At 27.4% G+C, this 19,049-nt stretch carries 16 protein-coding genes; 13 read left to right on the forward strand and 3 right to left on the reverse strand.

Features of this window, described 5'->3' with window-relative positions; genetic code table 11:
- The 6 genes from RMN92_RS01810 to RMN92_RS01835 all read left to right on the forward strand — a co-directional run.
- Positions 1 to 265: helix-turn-helix domain-containing protein (locus RMN92_RS01810; protein ID WP_309607752.1), on the forward strand; the 265-nt coding region annotated here is incomplete at its 5' end.
- Between the two features lie 55 nt (positions 266 to 320).
- Complete coding sequence (locus RMN92_RS01815) at positions 321 to 599, forward strand: hypothetical protein (RefSeq protein ID WP_309607753.1); 279 nt, start codon at positions 321 to 323, stop codon at positions 597 to 599.
- Positions 600 to 1,883: 1,284 nt separating this feature from the next.
- The gene (locus tag RMN92_RS01820; RefSeq protein ID WP_309607754.1) at positions 1,884 to 2,711 is read left to right on the forward strand and encodes a hypothetical protein; all 828 of its coding nucleotides are present in this window, start codon (positions 1,884 to 1,886) and stop codon (positions 2,709 to 2,711) included.
- A 145-nt stretch (positions 2,712 to 2,856) separates the two neighbouring features.
- Positions 2,857 to 3,225 carry a hypothetical protein gene (locus RMN92_RS01825; RefSeq protein WP_309607755.1) on the forward strand — a complete coding sequence of 123 codons (369 nt, stop codon included), beginning with the start codon at positions 2,857 to 2,859 and terminating at the stop codon, positions 3,223 to 3,225.
- Between the two features lie 9 nt (positions 3,226 to 3,234).
- Entirely contained in the window at positions 3,235 to 3,681 is a 447-nt protein-coding gene (locus RMN92_RS01830; protein WP_309607756.1) for a hypothetical protein, read from the forward strand.
- Positions 3,682 to 4,004: 323 nt separating this feature from the next.
- A complete protein-coding gene (locus RMN92_RS01835; protein WP_309607757.1) occupies positions 4,005 to 5,027 on the forward strand; it encodes a hypothetical protein in 1,023 nt (340 codons plus the stop codon).
- Here RMN92_RS01835 and RMN92_RS01840 read toward each other — a convergent pair.
- Positions 5,006 to 5,908, reverse strand: a complete 903-nt coding sequence (locus RMN92_RS01840) for an IS1595 family transposase (RefSeq protein ID WP_309607758.1) — start codon at positions 5,906 to 5,908, stop codon at positions 5,006 to 5,008. The two genes, RMN92_RS01835 and RMN92_RS01840, sit on opposite strands and share 22 nt — an antisense overlap.
- A gap of 208 nt (positions 5,909 to 6,116) precedes the next feature.
- On the opposite strand from RMN92_RS01840, the gene RMN92_RS01845 reads away from it, so the two are divergent.
- The 7 genes from RMN92_RS01845 (at position 6,117) to RMN92_RS01875 (ending at position 17,873) form a co-directional block, all read left to right on the forward strand.
- A complete protein-coding gene (locus tag RMN92_RS01845; RefSeq protein WP_309607759.1) occupies positions 6,117 to 6,572 on the forward strand; it encodes a homing endonuclease associated repeat-containing protein in 456 nt (151 codons plus the stop codon).
- 324 nt (positions 6,573 to 6,896) lie between these two features.
- Entirely contained in the window at positions 6,897 to 8,240 is a 1,344-nt protein-coding gene (locus RMN92_RS01850; RefSeq protein ID WP_309607760.1) for a homing endonuclease associated repeat-containing protein, read from the forward strand.
- A gap of 553 nt (positions 8,241 to 8,793) precedes the next feature.
- Entirely contained in the window at positions 8,794 to 11,757 is a 2,964-nt protein-coding gene (locus RMN92_RS01855; protein WP_309607761.1) for an Eco57I restriction-modification methylase domain-containing protein, read from the forward strand.
- Positions 11,758 to 11,764: 7 nt separating this feature from the next.
- A complete protein-coding gene (locus RMN92_RS01860) occupies positions 11,765 to 12,841 on the forward strand; it encodes a Zn-dependent hydrolase (RefSeq protein ID WP_309607762.1) in 1,077 nt (358 codons plus the stop codon).
- A 2-nt stretch (positions 12,842 to 12,843) separates the two neighbouring features.
- Positions 12,844 to 14,178, forward strand: coding sequence for an ABC-three component system protein (locus RMN92_RS01865; RefSeq protein ID WP_309607763.1), 1,335 nt, complete (start codon positions 12,844 to 12,846; stop codon positions 14,176 to 14,178).
- A complete protein-coding gene (locus tag RMN92_RS01870) occupies positions 14,165 to 14,716 on the forward strand; it encodes an ABC-three component system middle component 1 (RefSeq protein WP_309607764.1) in 552 nt (183 codons plus the stop codon). The genes RMN92_RS01865 and RMN92_RS01870 overlap by 14 nt, the downstream gene beginning before the upstream one ends.
- 1 nt (position 14,717) lies before the next feature.
- Entirely contained in the window at positions 14,718 to 17,873 is a 3,156-nt protein-coding gene (locus tag RMN92_RS01875) for an AAA family ATPase (RefSeq protein ID WP_309607765.1), read from the forward strand.
- An 81-nt stretch (positions 17,874 to 17,954) separates the two neighbouring features.
- On the opposite strand, the gene RMN92_RS01880 is transcribed toward RMN92_RS01875, so the two are convergent.
- Positions 17,955 to 18,206 (reverse strand): hypothetical protein, encoded by a 252-nt coding sequence (locus tag RMN92_RS01880; RefSeq protein WP_309607766.1) that lies wholly within the window; start codon positions 18,204 to 18,206, stop codon positions 17,955 to 17,957.
- A 22-nt stretch (positions 18,207 to 18,228) separates the two neighbouring features.
- Complete coding sequence (locus RMN92_RS01885) at positions 18,229 to 18,465, reverse strand: hypothetical protein (protein ID WP_309607767.1); 237 nt, start codon at positions 18,463 to 18,465, stop codon at positions 18,229 to 18,231.
- Positions 18,466 to 19,049 lie beyond the last annotated feature (584 nt).

Raw genomic sequence — 19,049 nt, forward strand, 5'->3', positions numbered from 1 at the left:
GAATCAAATTTTATTACACGGCATTACACTCGAACAGTTAGCCGAAGCACTAATTCCACTTTTACAATTTCCATCGAAACCCAACCTAGAACCCGAAAACGACCTCTTAACAAGAGAGGAAGTTTGCAAACTATTGTCCATCAATAAAACAACGTTGTGGAAACATACCAAATCGGGCAAACTAAAAAGTTTGGGTTTGGGGAATCGGGTTTATTACAAAAGGAATCAGGTTTTAGAAGCGGTGCAACCTTTGAATGCAGACTAAAATCAAAATCATTAATCAAAAATCAATACTTCATCAATTTAAAAAAATCAAAATTATGGAAAACAACACTCCAGCAAGAAAATTGAAAGAATTGCCTAAACTTCCTAAAAAGGGTAAAATATATGAAATGTACGGCAAACAATTCAGCAACAATACAATGAAAATTAATTTAAACGCCCTCATTGAAGATTTTAAAACCCGCTCCCAAATGCACGTGAGTACTCGAGAAGTCCCAAAGCCTGTTTGGATTGAGTGGATTAAAAGTTTTGGTTTTCCTGAAAACTACGAGCCTGATTTTGAACTAGAGAATCAAAAAACTATTTTTGACAAATAAATCCCCTATTTATGAAGTTTAAACATATTATTTTGCACTTTTATCTTGGTTTGGTTTTCTTTTGTATTTGGCAATGCTTTTTTGTGGCACAATGGCGCACTATCAGTACGCTTGACATTGTTTGTGTGTTGTTTTTAGAAGCGCAAATGGTATTGGTACTTTTATTCATTTTTGAAATAATATTTACACATTGAAATAAAAAAATATAGCATACCCTTTTAATTAAATTTACAAAAGCTGTCGTAATGACGGCTTTTTTTGTTTCATCAATTTCCTATATGGTTAAACAATATTATTTGTAATAAATAAATTAAGTTCCTCAATAAGTATTATATACTGCAAAACCAGTTCCTCTTTAGGTTGAGGTAAAAACCATTTGTTATATTCTATTAATGTTAACCTTGGTATAATATTACAATACTGGAACTGTAAAATATCAATTATAGTTCCTTGTTCTTTTTACAGTAAACCATCATATAATTGCCCAATGTGTTAAGAGTGGAATTAAATTCAAATGTTGGAACTGTAAAATATCAAAATTAGTTCCCTGTTGGTTTTATAGTAAATCAACAAATAATACCAATAGTTGTAAAATTGGAATGGAATTCCAATATTGGAACTGCTGATTTTGAATTTAGTTCCGATGTGTATTGACAAGAATATAATCACATCATTGATTGATTTTCTAGCAAGGAATGCAAGTCTACATTTGGAACTGTAAAATACCAAAAGTAGTTCCTAATTCAATTTGAAGCAAACCAGCATCTTATTAGCAGTTGTTATAAAAGCGGAATCGGATTTCATATTGGAACTGTAAAATATCGAATTTAGTTCCCTATTGGATTTTTAATAAATAACCATATCATTGATTAAAACTTTACTAAGGAATGCAATTCCAATATTGGAACTGTAAAATACTAAATGTAATTCCTAGTTTTTTTGTTGTAAATCAACATATCATTAGCAGTTATTATAAACGTGGAATGAAATTCCGATATTGGAATATAGAATTATAACTTCTGTTGCTATGGGTTTGAAATTATGTATATCATTTAATTTAAATTCCAATACTGGAACTGCCATACAGGAACAATATTCCATAAAATAAGGCAACCAAATTCCTTAAAATTATAAAAAAGTGTATAATTTTTACTTGCCTAAACTACATTTAAACTCATTTGGTATCAATTAGGGCGATTTAAGAGCAGTTAGGATCAAGTAAGACGAATCCTAAAAACCAGTTCCATTTACTTTGTACCATAGAAAATTTAAAAAAATCATATTATGGAAAACAGATTGAATGCCATTATCGATAACATCAATACCAAAGAGCGTTTTTTGCTATCGGTGTACGATTTAAATCAGGGAGAATATTTATACAAATATTATCCTGCGCCCCAAATTTTAGAAGCCTACCAAACAGGCGAAAACTTTTTTGAAAGCTTAAAGACCAAAGGACATCATTTTTTGTGTATCAAATCGCATTTGAGACGTGGAACTGGAAAAATGAAAGTTGCCGAACCCTTAACCATTAACTTTAATGACACTATGAAAACAGAAAAAGCCCACGATGAAAACACCGCAACCCCATTGGAACTGATTCCATCAACCGCTATTGATGCCGTGCCAATGCAACCAAAACCTACCCATTTTTTAGATAGTTTCGGATTGGGCGCACCACAAGTCATGGAACTGATGGTTAAAAAACAAGATGCCGAGAGACTAACGATTGAAAACTCGGAACTTCGAGCAGACAATCGAAGTCTAAAGGAGAAAAACGAAAATTATCGTGAAGAAATCCTAAAAGCCAAATACGATTATGAGAAAGAAAAAGACAAGAAAAACAGTACCCATGCGCTGATAGGTCAACTGGCAGGAAGCTTGCCTACTATTATGAGTTACATAAGCCCTATGCCAACGGCTGATGGACTTAATGGAGCAAAAAAGGAAGAGTATGACAGTGAAATAAAAAAGAATTTTGCAGAGAGTATCAAAAAATTAGATGACGATACCTTATCCACTTTAATCCATGTAGTGAATGCCTCTGTGATACATAGTGAATTTTGTAAAAATTTATTTGAACTATTAGAAAAATATCCATTGCCAAAATAATATTGATTTGACTTTGAAATAAGGAAATCAAAAGACAGGAACAAAATTCCCTGATGCAATAAAACCAGTTTTGCATACTAAAAAAGTTAAAATTATTAAGCGTTAAAACGTCTAAGTTCAATTAAAAAAAATAAAAAACACCACTATGGAAAACCAACTAAATGCCGTGATTCAAAACATCAACACGCTGAAATATTACTATATAACGGTGTTTGATAGGAATAAAAACAAGTATTTGTACACATCATATCCAGCTACTGCTATTTTAAGAACTTTTGAATCGGGCGAAAAATTCTTTGCACATTTAAAGAGCAAGGGAAGCGTCAATTTGGATATTATAGTATATACAAAGAATTGTAAGAAAAAAATCAAACAGACCATATCGTTATCGGTAAAACTCCATTTGGATTTAAAAGCAAGTAACAATGATAATGTGACCCGTCAAAGGTCAATTGAAACAGTTCCGCTAAAAATTGAAAATGAGGTTCCTATGGCAATGAAGCCATGTCATTAATCAAACAATATGACATCAGACTTATCATTGATTGGCTTCATTGCTGGACTGGAATATGATGTAAAGCAATTAAAAACAGAAAATAGGACACTCAAAGCAGAAAATCATAGAATGGAACAGCAAAACTTTCAAACCCGTGAAGATTTTTATAAGAAAGCGTATGAAGCAGATAAAAAGCATTCCAATGCTACCTTTGCAAAGTCGCTATTGGGTGCTATTGTGGTCAACTTGCCTGATATAATCGATTGTTTTAAACAAGTATCACAAAATCGATTGAATGCGCCTGCAAATCTAAATTATGGTAGTGAAGTGAAAAATAGGTTTTCAAAATTCATCCTGACCATAGATGATAAGGCACTTTTATTTATCATGTCGATTATGACAACCCTTAAAACCAATGAAAGTTTTGAAAGTGAATTGTTCCAACTAACAAAAAAGTACTATGTATATCCGTAAATGTTAGGTTTGGAATTGGTTTTTGCATTGGAATACTAAGCAATAAGGAACTTAATTTTCAATTTATTTAAAAACTAATGCAAAAACAATATCATACTACTTTATATAAAATGATGGTTTATAGGTAGTCTAAATACAAGCCAAGTGAATAAAATAACCAATTCCACGATATTTGTAGAACTGGTTTTTTTATTTGGCAACATACCATTTTTGTATTATTTTTTGATTAAGGTTTTGTAACACTATGGTTGGTTTTGTATCTTTGTGGTTTTATCGCAATATAAAATATTTAAATATTTCTAAACTTTATTTGTCCAATATAAATGGCTGAAACAATTCAAGAAACGGTATATAAAAAACCATCATTGGTAACTAAAGAAGAAATTATAAAAGAACTTCAACGTGTTTACTTTGAGCATTTTGAAAATTCATATATGTCATACGCTAAATTCAGACAATATTCTGCAATATCAGATTATTTTATATATAAACATCTTGATTCTTGGGATAATGCTGTTAGTAAAGCGGGAGTAAATTCGGCAGATTTGACAACTTTTTATGCCAACGAAATCATTTTAGAAATCAAACGGGTTTATTTTGAGCATTTTGAAAACGAACAAATAATCTATAAAAATTTCAAACAACATTCAACACTTCCTTTAAAAAAAATTATTAAATATTTTGGCACTTGGAAAAACGCTTTGAATAAATCTGGAATAAATTACGCCCCTGATTTGACAGCGATTCATACTAATACAATTATAGCAAAAATCAGACAAGTTTATTTTGAGCATTTTGAAAATAGTTATATGACATTTGTGAAATTTAGACCATATTCCTCTTTTTATTTAAAAAAAATATCTAAATATTTTGGTACTTGGGAAAATGCTTTGAAGCAAGCTGGTGTATATTATAACCCTGATTTGACAAACATTTATATCGATGAAATTATAACTGAAATCAAACGGGTTTACTTTGCGCATTATGAAAATAGTAAAATGACTCTAAAACAATTTCTTCAACATTCCAGCATTTCTAAAGGTAAATTGAATAAATATTTTAAAACTTGGAACAATGCATTGAAAGAAGCAAATGTGTACTTTTATCCAAAATTGATAACTAAAGATGAAAAAAGGCAACAAATATTAGATGACTTGCATAAAATTAACGACTTAAAAGAGGGTGTTTTTTTTAATTACAGTACCTATAAAGACAATAAAGGGAGATACGACTTTAATGAAATTATGAATTTATTTAATTACGTAAAATGGGAAGAATTTATAAACCAAGAGTTGGAAATTTATAAAAAAATAAATCGAGTTACTTACTTAATTACTACTATTTGATTCCAACCATAGTGTTTATGGCTTACCAATCTTTTGAATAGATTGTCGAATATTGTTTCTTTATAAATCGAACGATTTAATCTATAAAAATATTCGTCTAAATATTTTTGTAGATGTTCTTTTCTGACGTGTGTTTGTATCGTTCTTAATGCCGATTTTATTTGTTGAATTACAACGTGCATTTCTTTGAAATTTTTTCCAGGAATACTTTTTTCTTGAACTATGTTATAATCTTTTGCGATGATTTTATAAGCTGTCCATTTGTCTGTTTTAATTTTTGCTTCTCTATCAATATGAGTATCAAACAAAGGCTTGATTGATTTTGCAGAAAAATCATTGATTACATTTGCGTAACCTCTTTTAATTTTTCCATCGTCTGTTAACTCAATGGCACAAGCAACTTTGCTCTTTTTACTATCAAAACTTCTTCCTTGTTTCCCTGTTTCTTTTCCACCTACAACAAATTCATCTACTTGAACATTACCTTTCATCGGGTGATTTTCAGAGGATTTCATTGCTAATTTAACTTTTTGCATAAACATCCAAGATGTCTTTTGAGTAATGCCATATCGTTTTGCTGTTTGGGTTGATGACAATCCCTTTGTGGTGCAACTCATCTCAAAAACAATACAAAATGCTTTTTGTATTCCAAACTTTACTTTATGAAAAAGTGTGCCGCAAGTTGCACTTTCCTTATATCTACATTTAGTACATTCTCTTGTAAAATGCTTTTCGAATTGAATGAATTTTGTATTTAAACAACGTTTACATTTATAACCGTTTTTCCACTTCTCATTTGCTATAACTTCTCTACATTTATTGTCATCTGGAAAGGCTTTTATGAACTCTAAAATATTCTCCCCCCTAAATATTGCTTCCATCTACTATATTTTACTGTAAATATAATTGTTTTTTATGTATGTAACTCGACAAATAAAATATAACATTATAAGTAATAAAATATATTATGCTGAAAAAGAATTGTTTAATGAAATGAAAAGAGTTTGGGAAAAACTAGGCAAACGACCTTCGTATAATGAATTTAAATTAAACGCAACTATTAATTCATCTTTCTACATTAAAAAGTATATGACTTGGGTTTTATGTGTTAATAAGTTTTATTTAAAGAATAAAGCCTTTATAAAATATGAAGGTGGAAGAAAATTTGTTATATCAAAAGATTGGTTATTAGAAGACATAAAAGTTGTAAAAAAAATACACAAAAAACAAATTTTGAGGTTTAGCGATTATAAATTATTGGGAGGAAAATATTCAAAAGCCAGTTTCATAAAATACTTTGGCAGTTGGAAAAACACACTCCATCTTGTAGGATTAGAATCTGCAAATATTACAATTATATGGACTGAAAGTCAATTTTTATTAGATGAATTACAAAAAATTATAGCAACATTAGGCAGAAACCCATTTTCTTATGAAATTGAAAATTTAGGAAAATACCCTTATTTACATTATCGTAAAGCATTTGGGAGCGTTAAAAAAAGTTTAATTGCTCTTGCTCAAAGTAGCGAAAACGCAAATGGGTAAACTATATTTTTTGTGTGGAACTGGTTTTTGATAATAAAATTTTCGGCAATACAACATTTGAAAATATGGCATTGGCTTTATTATATATAAATCCATTAAGATGAATAATTAAGGTAACGTTACATTAACGATTAAATGAATTTTGGCATAGCTATAAATATTTAAACCTAATTACTTCATGAGATTTTACAAGGAATATTTCTACCAAACTTTATTATTCAATCACTATTTATTGTTTCCTATATTTGTAATGCTACTTACAAATAAAAAGTAATTTTGTTTTTTAAAATCTATCAGTTAATTTGCATAATAGAGTAAACGAAAATGTACATTAAAAAAAAAGAAACATTAGATTCAGATGCTGCTGTAGCCGAAGTGAGAAAGGTTTATTTTGAACACTTTAAAAAAGGTAAAATGACAGTCAAAATGTTCAACCAACATTCGAGCATTAATTTCAATCATATCAGAAAATATTTGAAAACATGGAAAATTACCTTACAACTTTCTGGAATTTATAGTCCTCAAGATGTGACTATAGCAGAACTCAGACGGGTTTATTTTGAGTACTATGAAAATAATCGAATGACTCTTGAAAATTTCCGTTTACATTCTAAAATAAGCTATTACATGATAAGTAGGTATTTTGGAGGCTGGGAGAATGCTTTAAAACAGGCAGGAATAGGAGTGATTCCAAAATATACTCTCCATGATGAAAAAGCGATTATAGCAGAAATCAAACGAGTTTATTTTGAATTCTTTGAAAACAGTTTTATGACCCTTGGTAAATTCCTTTTACATGCTAAAGTAAATTATAATAAGATAGTTAGGCATTATGGAAGCTGGGAAAAGGCGATAAATCAAGCTGAACTAAATATGATTCTTAAATATACAACTTATCAAAAAGAATCAATTGTTGTGGAACTCAGAAAGGTGTATTTTCAGCATTTTGAAAATACTAGAATGACCTTTAAAAATTTCAGTTCACATTCCAAAATAAAATTCGGCATAATTCAGAGATATTTGGGAGGTTGGGGAAATGCTTTAAATATAGCTGGAATAAATTATAGCTATAAACCTTTAAACCCCGACCAAAAACGCAAACAAATAATAGCTGACTTGCATCGTATCAAAGCCAGCAACCAAGACCAGTATTTTAATTATACGATGTACAAACAAAAAAAAGGTAGATACCCTAGAAAAGAAATTACAGAATTATTTAAAAGTCAAAATTGGGAAGCTTTATTAATCGAGAAGTTTAAACTTCATAATAAAAAAGTAGTTTATACTCAAGAACAATTATTTAGTGAGGTTAAAAAGGTTTGGGAGAAATTTGGCAGGCGACCTAGTTACATTGAATTTCGGGAAAATGCTACCATTAAAATGAGAGTTTTTGAAAAAGAATTCTCTACTTGGACATTGTGTATTGAAAAGTTTTGCATAGAAAACAAAAGCTATAATAGTGCTGAACATGGAAGGAGTTTTCATACCTCAGAAAAACTATTGTTGCAGGAATTGGAATCCATAAATAAAATAAAATCCATTAAAAATTTCACATTTAAAGATTATAAATTAATGGGAGGGAAATATTCAAGAGATACTTTTAATACCTATTTTGGAAACTGGCAAAAAGCCAAAGAATTTGTAGTATTTAAAAATAAGATTTTATAAACCAATTTTAAGCCAATTCATTCAGATTTTCAACAAAATTTATATTTATTGAGTGCATTCTAAAAGTTTAACAAAATACGCGGGAAAACCGTAAAATAATTCTTCAGAATTGTTTTAAATTTGTATTATAACCAACCAAACCAAAATAGTTTTACAGCCATTTAAAAACAATTTACGATTAATGTTTATTCAAATGGGATTTTAGGAAATAATAAATTAAAATACTGGTGTTGCTTCTTTGTATGAGATTTATTATATTCTTAAAAAGAGATGCTTTAAGCATCTCTTTTTGTTTGTATATACAGACTTAACAAAAGTTTCATTGATTACTTAAAGTATAGAAAGAGAAATGACCAAATTTTATAATACAACCAATTTACCGTTAAACTAACGTTACTTTAACGCATAATTGAAAACAATTTATAAAATAATATCATAATATATAAAAATAAAATCAAATAATCTTGAAATTTACTTGGTTTTTAGTTTCACATCAACAGCAAAACCATTCACAATTTACCTATATTGTAAGCCATAAACAAAGCTTTATTTTATGCCATTATTTCAAAATTCGGTAGTTACAAAACAATTTCAAAATCAAGATAAAATCAAACTGGTTGCGCAGTGGAATGTCTTTAAAAATCATTTTCAAAATCCTGCCATTCAAGACAATATTCGTTCTAGTAAAGAGGAGCAGTACCAAGGCGAATTCTTGATTGATTTGTTTGTAAATGTTTTGGGATATACCAAAAACCCAACGCCAAATTTTAATCTTACTACCGAATATAAAAATGTCAAGGACAGCAAAAAAGCCGATGGTGCTATAATAATTAACGACAAGGTCAAAGCTGTTATTGAATTAAAAGGTACGAACACTACAGATTTAAACAAAATCGAAGTTCAAGCTTTTGGATATAAAAACAACCAACCAGATTGTGTATATGTCATTACTTCAAACTTTGAAAAATTGCGTTTTTATATTGACAATGCTACCGAAAATATAGAGTTTAACCTTTTCACTCTTACCGAAAAAGAATTTGAATTGCTATATTTATGTTTGGCATCCGAAAACATTACCAATGATCTTCCCAGGAAACTTAAAGAACACTCTTTAAGCCAAGAAAAAGACATTACCAAAAAATTATATTCCGATTATTCGTTGTTTAAAAGAGAATTGCACCAAGATTTGGTTATTCAAAATCCTAGTTTTGATGCTTTAACTTTATTTAAGAAATCTCAGAAACTCTTAGATAGATTTTTGTTTTTATTCTTTGCCGAAGACAGACAATTGTTGCCACCAAATTCTGTGCGATTAATTTTGAATGACTGGCGAGATTTACAAGAACGAGACGAACAAATACCTTTGTACAACCGATTCAAAAAATATTTTGAATATTTAAACACAGGTTTCAAAGGCAAACGATATGATGTTTTTGCTTACAACGGTGGACTTTTTAAACCCGATAGCATTCTGGATAGTATTAAAATCGATGATGAATTGTTGTTCAAACACACTTTCAAATTATCGGAATACAATTTTCAAAGTGAAGTTGATGTAAATATTCTGGGTCATATTTTTGAAAATTCATTGAATGAACTGGACGAAATAAAAGCACAATTGGAAGGCGGAATTATTAACAAACAAAGCACCAAAAGAAAAAAAGATGGTGTTTTCTACACACCTAAATACATTACAAAATATATTGTTGACAATACTGTTGGCAAACTTTGTACAGATAAAAAAGCCGAAATAAATATTATTGAAGAAGACTATTTTACTGATAAAAAACGAACCAAAACTACTAAGATTCCACTTTTAGAAAAATTAACTACTTATAGAAACTGGTTACTGGAAATTACGATTTGCGATCCTGCTTGTGGTTCTGGGGCATTTTTAAACCAAGCATTGGATTTTTTAATTGCAGAACACAAATATATTGACGAACTGCAAGCCAAACTTTTTGGTGATGCGCTTGTTTTAAGTGATGTAGAAAAAACCATTCTTGAAAATAACCTTTACGGAGTAGATTTAAATGAAGAAAGTGTAGAAATTGCTAAACTCTCTTTGTGGTTGCGTACCGCACAACCTAATAGAAAATTAAACGATCTCAACAACAATATTAAATGTGGAAACTCACTCATTGACGATGTTGCTATTGCAGGGGATAAAGCGTTTCATTGGCAAAATGAATTTCCTCAAATATTCGAAAAAGGTGGTTTTGATGTGATAATTGGAAATCCGCCTTATGTTTTATGTCAACCCTCAAATACAGATGAAAAAACACTAGAACTTTACAAAAGTTTTGAAGTAGCAAGTTATAAAATTGATTTGTTTCATTTGTTTTTTGAAGCATCAATTAAACATTTAAAAGTAAAAGGAAAACTTGGTTTTATAACCCCAAACACATATTTGACTAATAAATATATTCAAAAAATGAGAAATTATATTTTGAATAATACCAATATTGAAACAATAGTAAATTATGAAGATGCTGTTTTTTTTGATGCAAGTGTAGATGTTGCAACTATTGTTTTAAATAAGGAAAAAACATTAAATGAAACGATAGAAATTTTTAATTCCAAATTAGGAATTTTAGAAAAACTTGACACAAAAAAGCAAAAAGATTGGTTAAATGAAAGTGAAAACATATTTAATATTAAAAGAGAACTGAAAATAAATTTTGACAATTGTGTAAAATTTGAAGAGATTGGAAACTCGTATTTTGGAATTCAGGCATATGATAGAAAAACATCTATTTCAGATTTAAAAGTAAATGATAAATTTTTACCTATGATTGATGGTGCTGAAATTAATCGATATGAATTATCAAATCCAAACAAATATTTTAATTTCATTCCGACAAACATTAAAAGCGGTGGTGATTATGGTGTTTATAGTAAATTAAGAATAGTAGTTAGACAAATTGGACAAACCCCAATTATTGGAATTTGCGAACCAAACATTGTAACTTCAAATACTTTGTATAATCTTTATTTGACTGATAAAAATTATTCTTTAAAATATGTTTTAGCAATATTCAATTCAAGATTAATTAAAAAATATTGGTTGTCTAATTATTCTGATAGCAAACAATTATTTCCAAAAATAAAAGGTTATCAATTAAAGCAATTACCAATAAAAATTTCAGTAAAAGAAAATCAAACTCCATTTATACAAAAAGCAGATTTAATGTTATCATTAAATCAAGACCTACAAGAACAATCGCAAAAGTTTCAAAGAACCATACTACGCAAGTTTGAGTTAACAGATTTACCCAAAAAACTGCAAGATTGGTATTTGTTGACCTATCCAGATTTTATAAAAGAACTGGCAAAAAAGAAGGTAAAATTTTCGCTTTCGCAGGAAAATGAATGGGAAGATTTCTTTTTGGCAGAAGCAAAAAAAGTTTTGGAAATTAAAAATAAAATTGATGCAACAGATAAAGCTATTGATGAAATGGTTTATGAGTTGTATGGGTTGAGTGAAGAGGAAATAAAAATCGTAGACTCAAAATAATATATAGATGATGATAATAAAATTTTTGAAAGCAAATAGTGGAGATTCTATACTTCTTACTTTTTTAGATAATCAGGAAATAAATAGAAACATCCTTATTGATGGCGGAATAAAAAAAACATATAAAACGGATAAAGGATCAAAAGGAAAGACTGAATTTGGAGAGCTCAAAACAATTATTGATTTAATTAGAAACAAAAATGAATTTATTGATTTACTTGTAATAACTCATATTGACGAAGACCATATTGGAGGTATCATAAAATGGTTTGATAATGATGAAAATGCTTTCAAACTTATTAAGGAAGTTTGGTTTAATTCGGGAACGGGAATTGCAACATTTTTGAAACAATCTGAAAACAAGGATTTAGAACATCTAATTAATCCAGATAAAACAACATTGACTAGTATAAATCAAGGTATTGATTTTAGTAAATACATAACCGAAAAAGGAATATTGTTTTCTGATATTATTTTACAAGGAAGCGAGCTTAAAAGATTTGGCTATGATTTTAAAATCTTATCTCCAAATAAGCCTAAACTTGAAATCTTATTAAAAAAATGGAAAATTAAAGAGCCAAATTTAAATACCGCATCAAAGCCAATGACAAACGATTATGCTAAAACAATAAAAGAACATTTGGAAAACGATATATTTTCAGAAGATGACGCATATCCAAATGGAAGTTCCATTGCCTTTATATTATCAAAAGAAGATGATAATTTTCTTTTTCTTGGGGATTCGCACCCATCAGTTATTGTAGAAGGACTGAATAAATTTAATTACTCCGAAGAGAATAAATTAGTTGCAAAATTTGTAAAAGTATCACATCACGGAAGCAAAGGAAATACGAGTATTGATCTTTTAAAATATATTAATTCCAAAAGTTTTATAGTTAGTACTAATGGATCTGGAGACCAGCATCCAAACAAACAATTATTATCTAGATTGATTAAAGAAAATGAGGATTGTAATATTTACTTTAATTATAAAGAGAGAATGGAAATGATATTTTCTGAACAAGATAGATTAGATTATCCAAACTTTAATCCAATTGCAATTACAAATGAATTTGAATTTTAAAGATGAACCAAGACGATATTAAAAAATATATAGTTTGTATTAATGGTGGAAGTGGAGTCATTTTTCAACCAATGGATATTGACTATTCCTATATTTTGACTGCAAAACACATTTTTGAAGACATTGCTTCTGATACATACAATAATCTCGTTTCCATTTATTTCTTTAATGCTATTGCAAATGCTTATGAGCTTATAACACCTCTTTTTGAACTTGAAAAAGGAGAAAATTATTTTCCACATTCAGAGGATGGTGTTGATATTGTAATTATTAAACTTCCTAAAATTGATAATGTTGAAAAAATAATTATAAAGGAAGATATTTCTATTGATTATAAGGATTATTGTCTATATGGTTATCCATCCATAAGAAGAAATCCAATAAACCAATCAATAAATTCAGGATGGTTTAGGGCTGATTTGGATGTAACAATATTAACAGAAATAGAAAACAAAAGAAGAGAAGCGGATATTAGTAAAAATCAAAACCACGCTGAACTTATTGGTTCTTCTGGAGGTGGTATTGTTAGAATTCAAGGTGATTATCTTGTATTAGCTGGCATTCAAAGTAGGGTCATTTCTAACGAAGAAGTTTTAGGGCGTATTGAGTTTACACCAATAGGCTATTTTAATGATATTATTGATGAATACCAAGATAAATTGACTCCACTTCTGCCTCCATATATGAATAATTTTAAATTTTTAAAAGATGAAATTCTAAATTTAGAGGGATATTTTGGTGAAACGAACGTTGAAACAATTAGGAATAAGTTAAAATTAAAAGTCGATGAAATTCAATTAAAGCCAAATGACATTTTAAATTTGTCTTTTAAGGATCAATTATTAGTAAACAATGAAAACAAAGCTACTATTTTAAGTAAAAAACTTTGGACTTCCTGGCTTGAATATTTAATTGTATTACAAATAGTTAAGAATAAAGTAATTGACAAAAACGATGTTTCAGAAATTTTTAATAAAATAAGATTGATTCATTCTGAAACTCAAAAAGACTGGATGAAGATAATGCCTGATATTTTCAAAACAGATTTGTATGGATTAAATGATAAAGGGATTTTGATTATAAGTACAAATAAAAATCCGAGTTGTAATATTATTGAAGGGAAAGAAATTATAACTAATATAGCAAATGCTTTTTCGATAGAAAGTTTTAAAACAGATAATGCTGAAATTCACCCATTACAACAATTTAAATTTATGCACATTAATATTTTTGAAAAAGAGTTAGAAAAAAATCAAATCGCATTAAATACTTGCACTGGCATTAATGTAAATCAACTTATACCAAAATTAAAAGAAATCTTCGATGAAATATTATAAAGCAGAAATTCAGCAATCAATACTTTCAATATTGGAAGGAGTTAATATTATACAGTATGTTATTGAAAATGATAAATGGAAAATATCTGTTTTTTTATCTTTATTTGAAGACGAAGGAACTCTAAATAAATCTTGGATAGACATTTCAAGTACAATTTCGTCAGCTTTTCAAGGAAACTTAATAGGCAAAGGAAACGAATTTGAAAAATGGAATATTTACATTCTTTATATATGTAAAAATGATGTGGAAAAGGGGCTTAAAAATAGGATAGAAAACGATAAGTTCTCAAGTAGAAAAATAGTTGAAGATAATTTAAAAGAAATTTTAACTGATGAAGTAATTGAAAAATTAATTATTAAACACATTACAAATACTGATTTAAAAGAATTGCTAGAAATAACGGTTGTAAATCCAGAGTTAACTTATATTCCAGTAAATCAAGATATATGGAAAGACATACCTAAAGAGATTTTAGACAATCGAACCAAAAATAATGATAATAGTAAATTGTTGCTAAAAAAATTAAAAACTATCTGAAATGAAAATAAGAAAAGTTGAAATTTCAGGATTTAGAGCTTTTGATGATGTAAACGATTCTACGTTTGATTTTGAAAGAGAAGATAAAACACCAGCCGATTTTATTTCTATTTATGCTCCTAATGGTTTTGGGAAAACTTCATTTTATGATGCGGTTGAATGGTGTATTACTGGACAGATTCAACGTTTCGTCAGAAACTCTGCGGAACTAAAAAAGCTTGCTGTTGAAAATAGAAATTCAAATAACAAAATTCATTCTTCTTTTTTACAACATAAAGGTAAATCAGAATTTGGTTATGTAAATGTTGTTACTAATGAAAATACTTTTTCAAAAAAACTTACCAATAAAATTTATGATTTTAGTTATAAAGGGGATAAAGATAAAGCATTTTTTAAAGATGTAATATTATCTCAAGAAATGGTAGATAATTTTCTAAAAGAGGAAAGTGCAGATGAGAGATATAAAAAATTTATAGAGAATATTCCTTTATTAAAGGATTATAATAATAGATTACAAAATATTTTAAAACTAATTGACGAAAATCAAAATGATACAAAAAAATTAACTGATGATAAAATTGAAATTGAAGTAACTCAACTAAATTTAGATTTTGATGGAGATGAAAAAGTTTTAGATGAAATTAATAAAGCTATTTCAAATCTAATTGAAGAAAAACAAGAGATTAAGTTAATTCAAAAAGAAACATTTACTGAAAATGAGTATGCATATTTAACAAATAAAATCAATTCAGAAATTACCAGTTTAACTATTGAAATAGAAACTATTAAATTGAGAATTGGAAATATTGACATTATTTATAATGGAGTTCCAGATAGTACTGATGATAACAATAAAGGGGTTTTTACTTATTTTAACAATCGTAATAAAATTGTTGATTTAGAAAAAGTAAAGAATGAGCTAAATGATATAGTTACTAAAATTAAGAATAAGGAAAATTGTGAATTAAAAGACAATGAGCTAAAAACAAAAATTAGCGAAGAATTAGAATTGAATAAATTATATTTATTATTCAAAGAAAAATTTAAAACGTATTTAACCATTGACAATGAAATAAATGAGAAAAATAAGATTTATAATAATTATGATAGTGAAAAACTAAAAAGTGAAAAACTAATAAACGAATTTAATGAGATAAATCAAAAAAATGCTATTGATTTAGATCGATTACAAAAGGAATTAATTTTCAAACAAACTATATTAAAAAACATTCCTTTTCAGAGCGAAAAATTAGCTAGTTTAAGTAAAAGTAATGAACTGTTAACACCACAGATAAATGATTTAAACGAATCTATTTCAGAAAAAGAAAGATTAATTGAAGGTATTAAACTTAAACTAAATCAAAACCAATATTTTAACAATAAAATCGATACTGATATTGAAATTTTGATTGATTTAGAAGAATTTAAAAACAATAAAGAATTAATAGCTTCAATACTTACACTTGAAAATAAAATTTATCTCGCAAAAGATGAAATCATAACGATTAATGAAAAAATTAATTTACAAAATGAGCTGAACAACGAAATAAAAGATTTTGTTTCAAAAGGTTTAGAAATTGTTTCTAAAAATAATAGTTCGGATTGTCCTTTGTGTAATCATACCTACAAATCATTTAATGAACTTTCTAGTAAAATCACTGAAAATAAATTACTAGGTAAAATAGTAAAAGAAAGTCTAGAGAGTAAATTGAAGTTAGAAAATGAAATAAATAAGTCTTTAGAAGATATTTCTAAAAGCAAATCTATTCTAAAAGAATATTTAAAAAAAGTGATTGAGCCTTTTGAGAAAGATAAACTAAAAAATGAAAATGAATTAATTAAGCTTACAGAATTAAAAGATGAAAAAATTCAGGAGTTAATTAAATCCGAAAATGAGGTTATAGAAATCAATTATTTTTTTGAAAATACTATCAACACTAAAGAATTTGAAGAAAAAATAAGCAAAGAAGTAACTGTTTCCGAAAAAGAAATCGCTGAAATAAATAATGTGGTCTTACAGAATAAGACAACAATTAATGATCATCATAATTTAATAAAGAGTGCCAATGCAAATAAAGAGCTTGTTTTAAAAGGTATAGTTGAACTAAAATCAGTTAAAGAATACAATGAAGTTATAAGTTTTTATTCTAATACTCTTAAAACGAATGAGATAAACCTAATCCTTTTAGAAAAAACGATTAAAAATAGTAATGAATATCTTGACAATCTTAAAAATGATATTGAAGAAAATTTAAAGGTCTTAAGTGAATTAAACTCCAAACTATTGACAAATACTTTAGCAAAAGAGGAAGCTATAAAAAAGGTTGAAGAAGTTGAAAATGCAATTACTTTAATCAGAAAAATTATTCAAAATTTTGAGCAGTATATTAAAACAGAATTCAAAATTGATTTAGTAAGCATAGATAAAAATCAAGTTGATATAGAGTTTGAGAAAATTAAAAATATTGAAAAAGAAAAACAGCAAAAAGCTTCAAATATTTATGAAAATTATAAGATTATCGAAGCTTTAAAAGAAGATTCCTATAAATTTCTGAAATCGGAAGAAACTAAACAATCTATTGAAACGCTTAAAAATTCTATAAAAATAAATAAATCACTTCAAATCAAACTGAAAGCTGAAAAAGATAAATTGCAAATCTTTATAAAAAAATCAATTGATGGCTTTTTCTATACAGATTTGATAAATAAAATATATCAGAAAATAGACCCTCATCCAGATTATGTAAAAATTGAATTTAATTGTGATTTTAAAGGAGATAATTCAAGATTACTTATAAATAGTATTGATAAAGAAGATAACAAGTCTATTCCAACATTATATTTTAGTACAGCTCAAATTAACATTTTGAGTTTAAGCATATTTTTAGCAAGAGCATTAAAAGCTAATGATAAAGAGGGAAATCCAATTAAGTGCATCTTTATTGATGACCCAATTCAATCAATGGACAGTATAAATATATTATCATTTATAGACTTGTTTAGAAGTATAATTGTAAATCTTGATAGGCAATTAATTGTGTCCACTCACGAAGAAAACTTTCATTTGCTTTTGCAGAAAAAAATACCTAAAGACTTATTTAAATCAAAATTTATTGAGTTTGAAACTTTTGGTAAATTGAAGAAATCTGATTATTAAGATAGTATCGGTAGTATCCCATAAAGTGTGTAAGTCTGATTCTTTTAGCATATTTTATTTATTACTCTCTAATATCTTTACCTACAATACAGTTTTTTTCTTTGTAACTTGGGTTGTAGTAGTGTCTTTAATTTTCTCAATCAGTTGACAAGTTATATTATCACCAATATTAATTATTTTTTCAACTATTTTATCCCCTTTTGGATAAAAATTTTCATCAGGCAAATTTTTTACATATTTTAAACTATCTAAAATTCGATATTTATTATGACTTGATTGTGAATAAGATATCACAGACAAAAAAAGTGTATTAATCAAAATATATTTTTTCATATTTAAATTATTAAAAATGATATCATTTAAGTTCTAATCTTTTACTAAAAGAGGGTAAAATATGACTTTTTATATCTTTCCAATCAAAATGAACTATATATTCTTCATAACCGCTATTTCTATAATTTTCAGTATCAAATATTGAAAAATCAATTCCAGTAATTCCTTTATTTTTAATTATTTTAAAATTCAACAAATCGTTTATTTTCAAAGATAATTTAATATCCTGTTCTTTTAATTTACTTTTAATCTTTTTCAAAAGTGTTTGCTGATTTACAAATAAATTTAATCCAATTCGCTTGCCATCATTCAAATCAAAACAATAATATTGTTTGGCTTCCCAAGGAGAACCATAAGCTTGAATTGCTATTGATAGATTTATAATCTTATTTTTATCGTAATAAATTTCGTAATGCTCAAATCCTGAATTTGATTCTCTTAATCTGTTTTCTAAAATACGTTTTGTAAGTGTATCTTTCTTTATTTTGATCCTTTTCTCGGGTTTTTGTACAAACGGTTTATCAAATAAATCATAAGTGTTTTGAGTAATATGATAGATTTTGTTTTTTACTATTTCATTATTAATATTTATTTTTAATTCTTCTATTACTAGAAAATTAGATTCAGCAAATACAGAATCTTTTAATATTTTGAGATTTTGACCATTTGTTGATATGGAAAAAATTATAAATAATAATATTAATCATTGTTGTCCGATAAAAAATATCAGAGGGTTAATTTTTCTTTATATTCATTTACTTTACGAGGTTTTAGCTTATCTTAACTTGTATTTCACTACTGCCTTTAGAGTTCGATAAACGAAAAAATATAATTTTTAGTTTC

Source organism: Flavobacterium sp., assembly GCF_031363805.1.
Taxonomy (GTDB): Bacteria; Bacteroidota; Bacteroidia; order Flavobacteriales; family Flavobacteriaceae; genus Flavobacterium.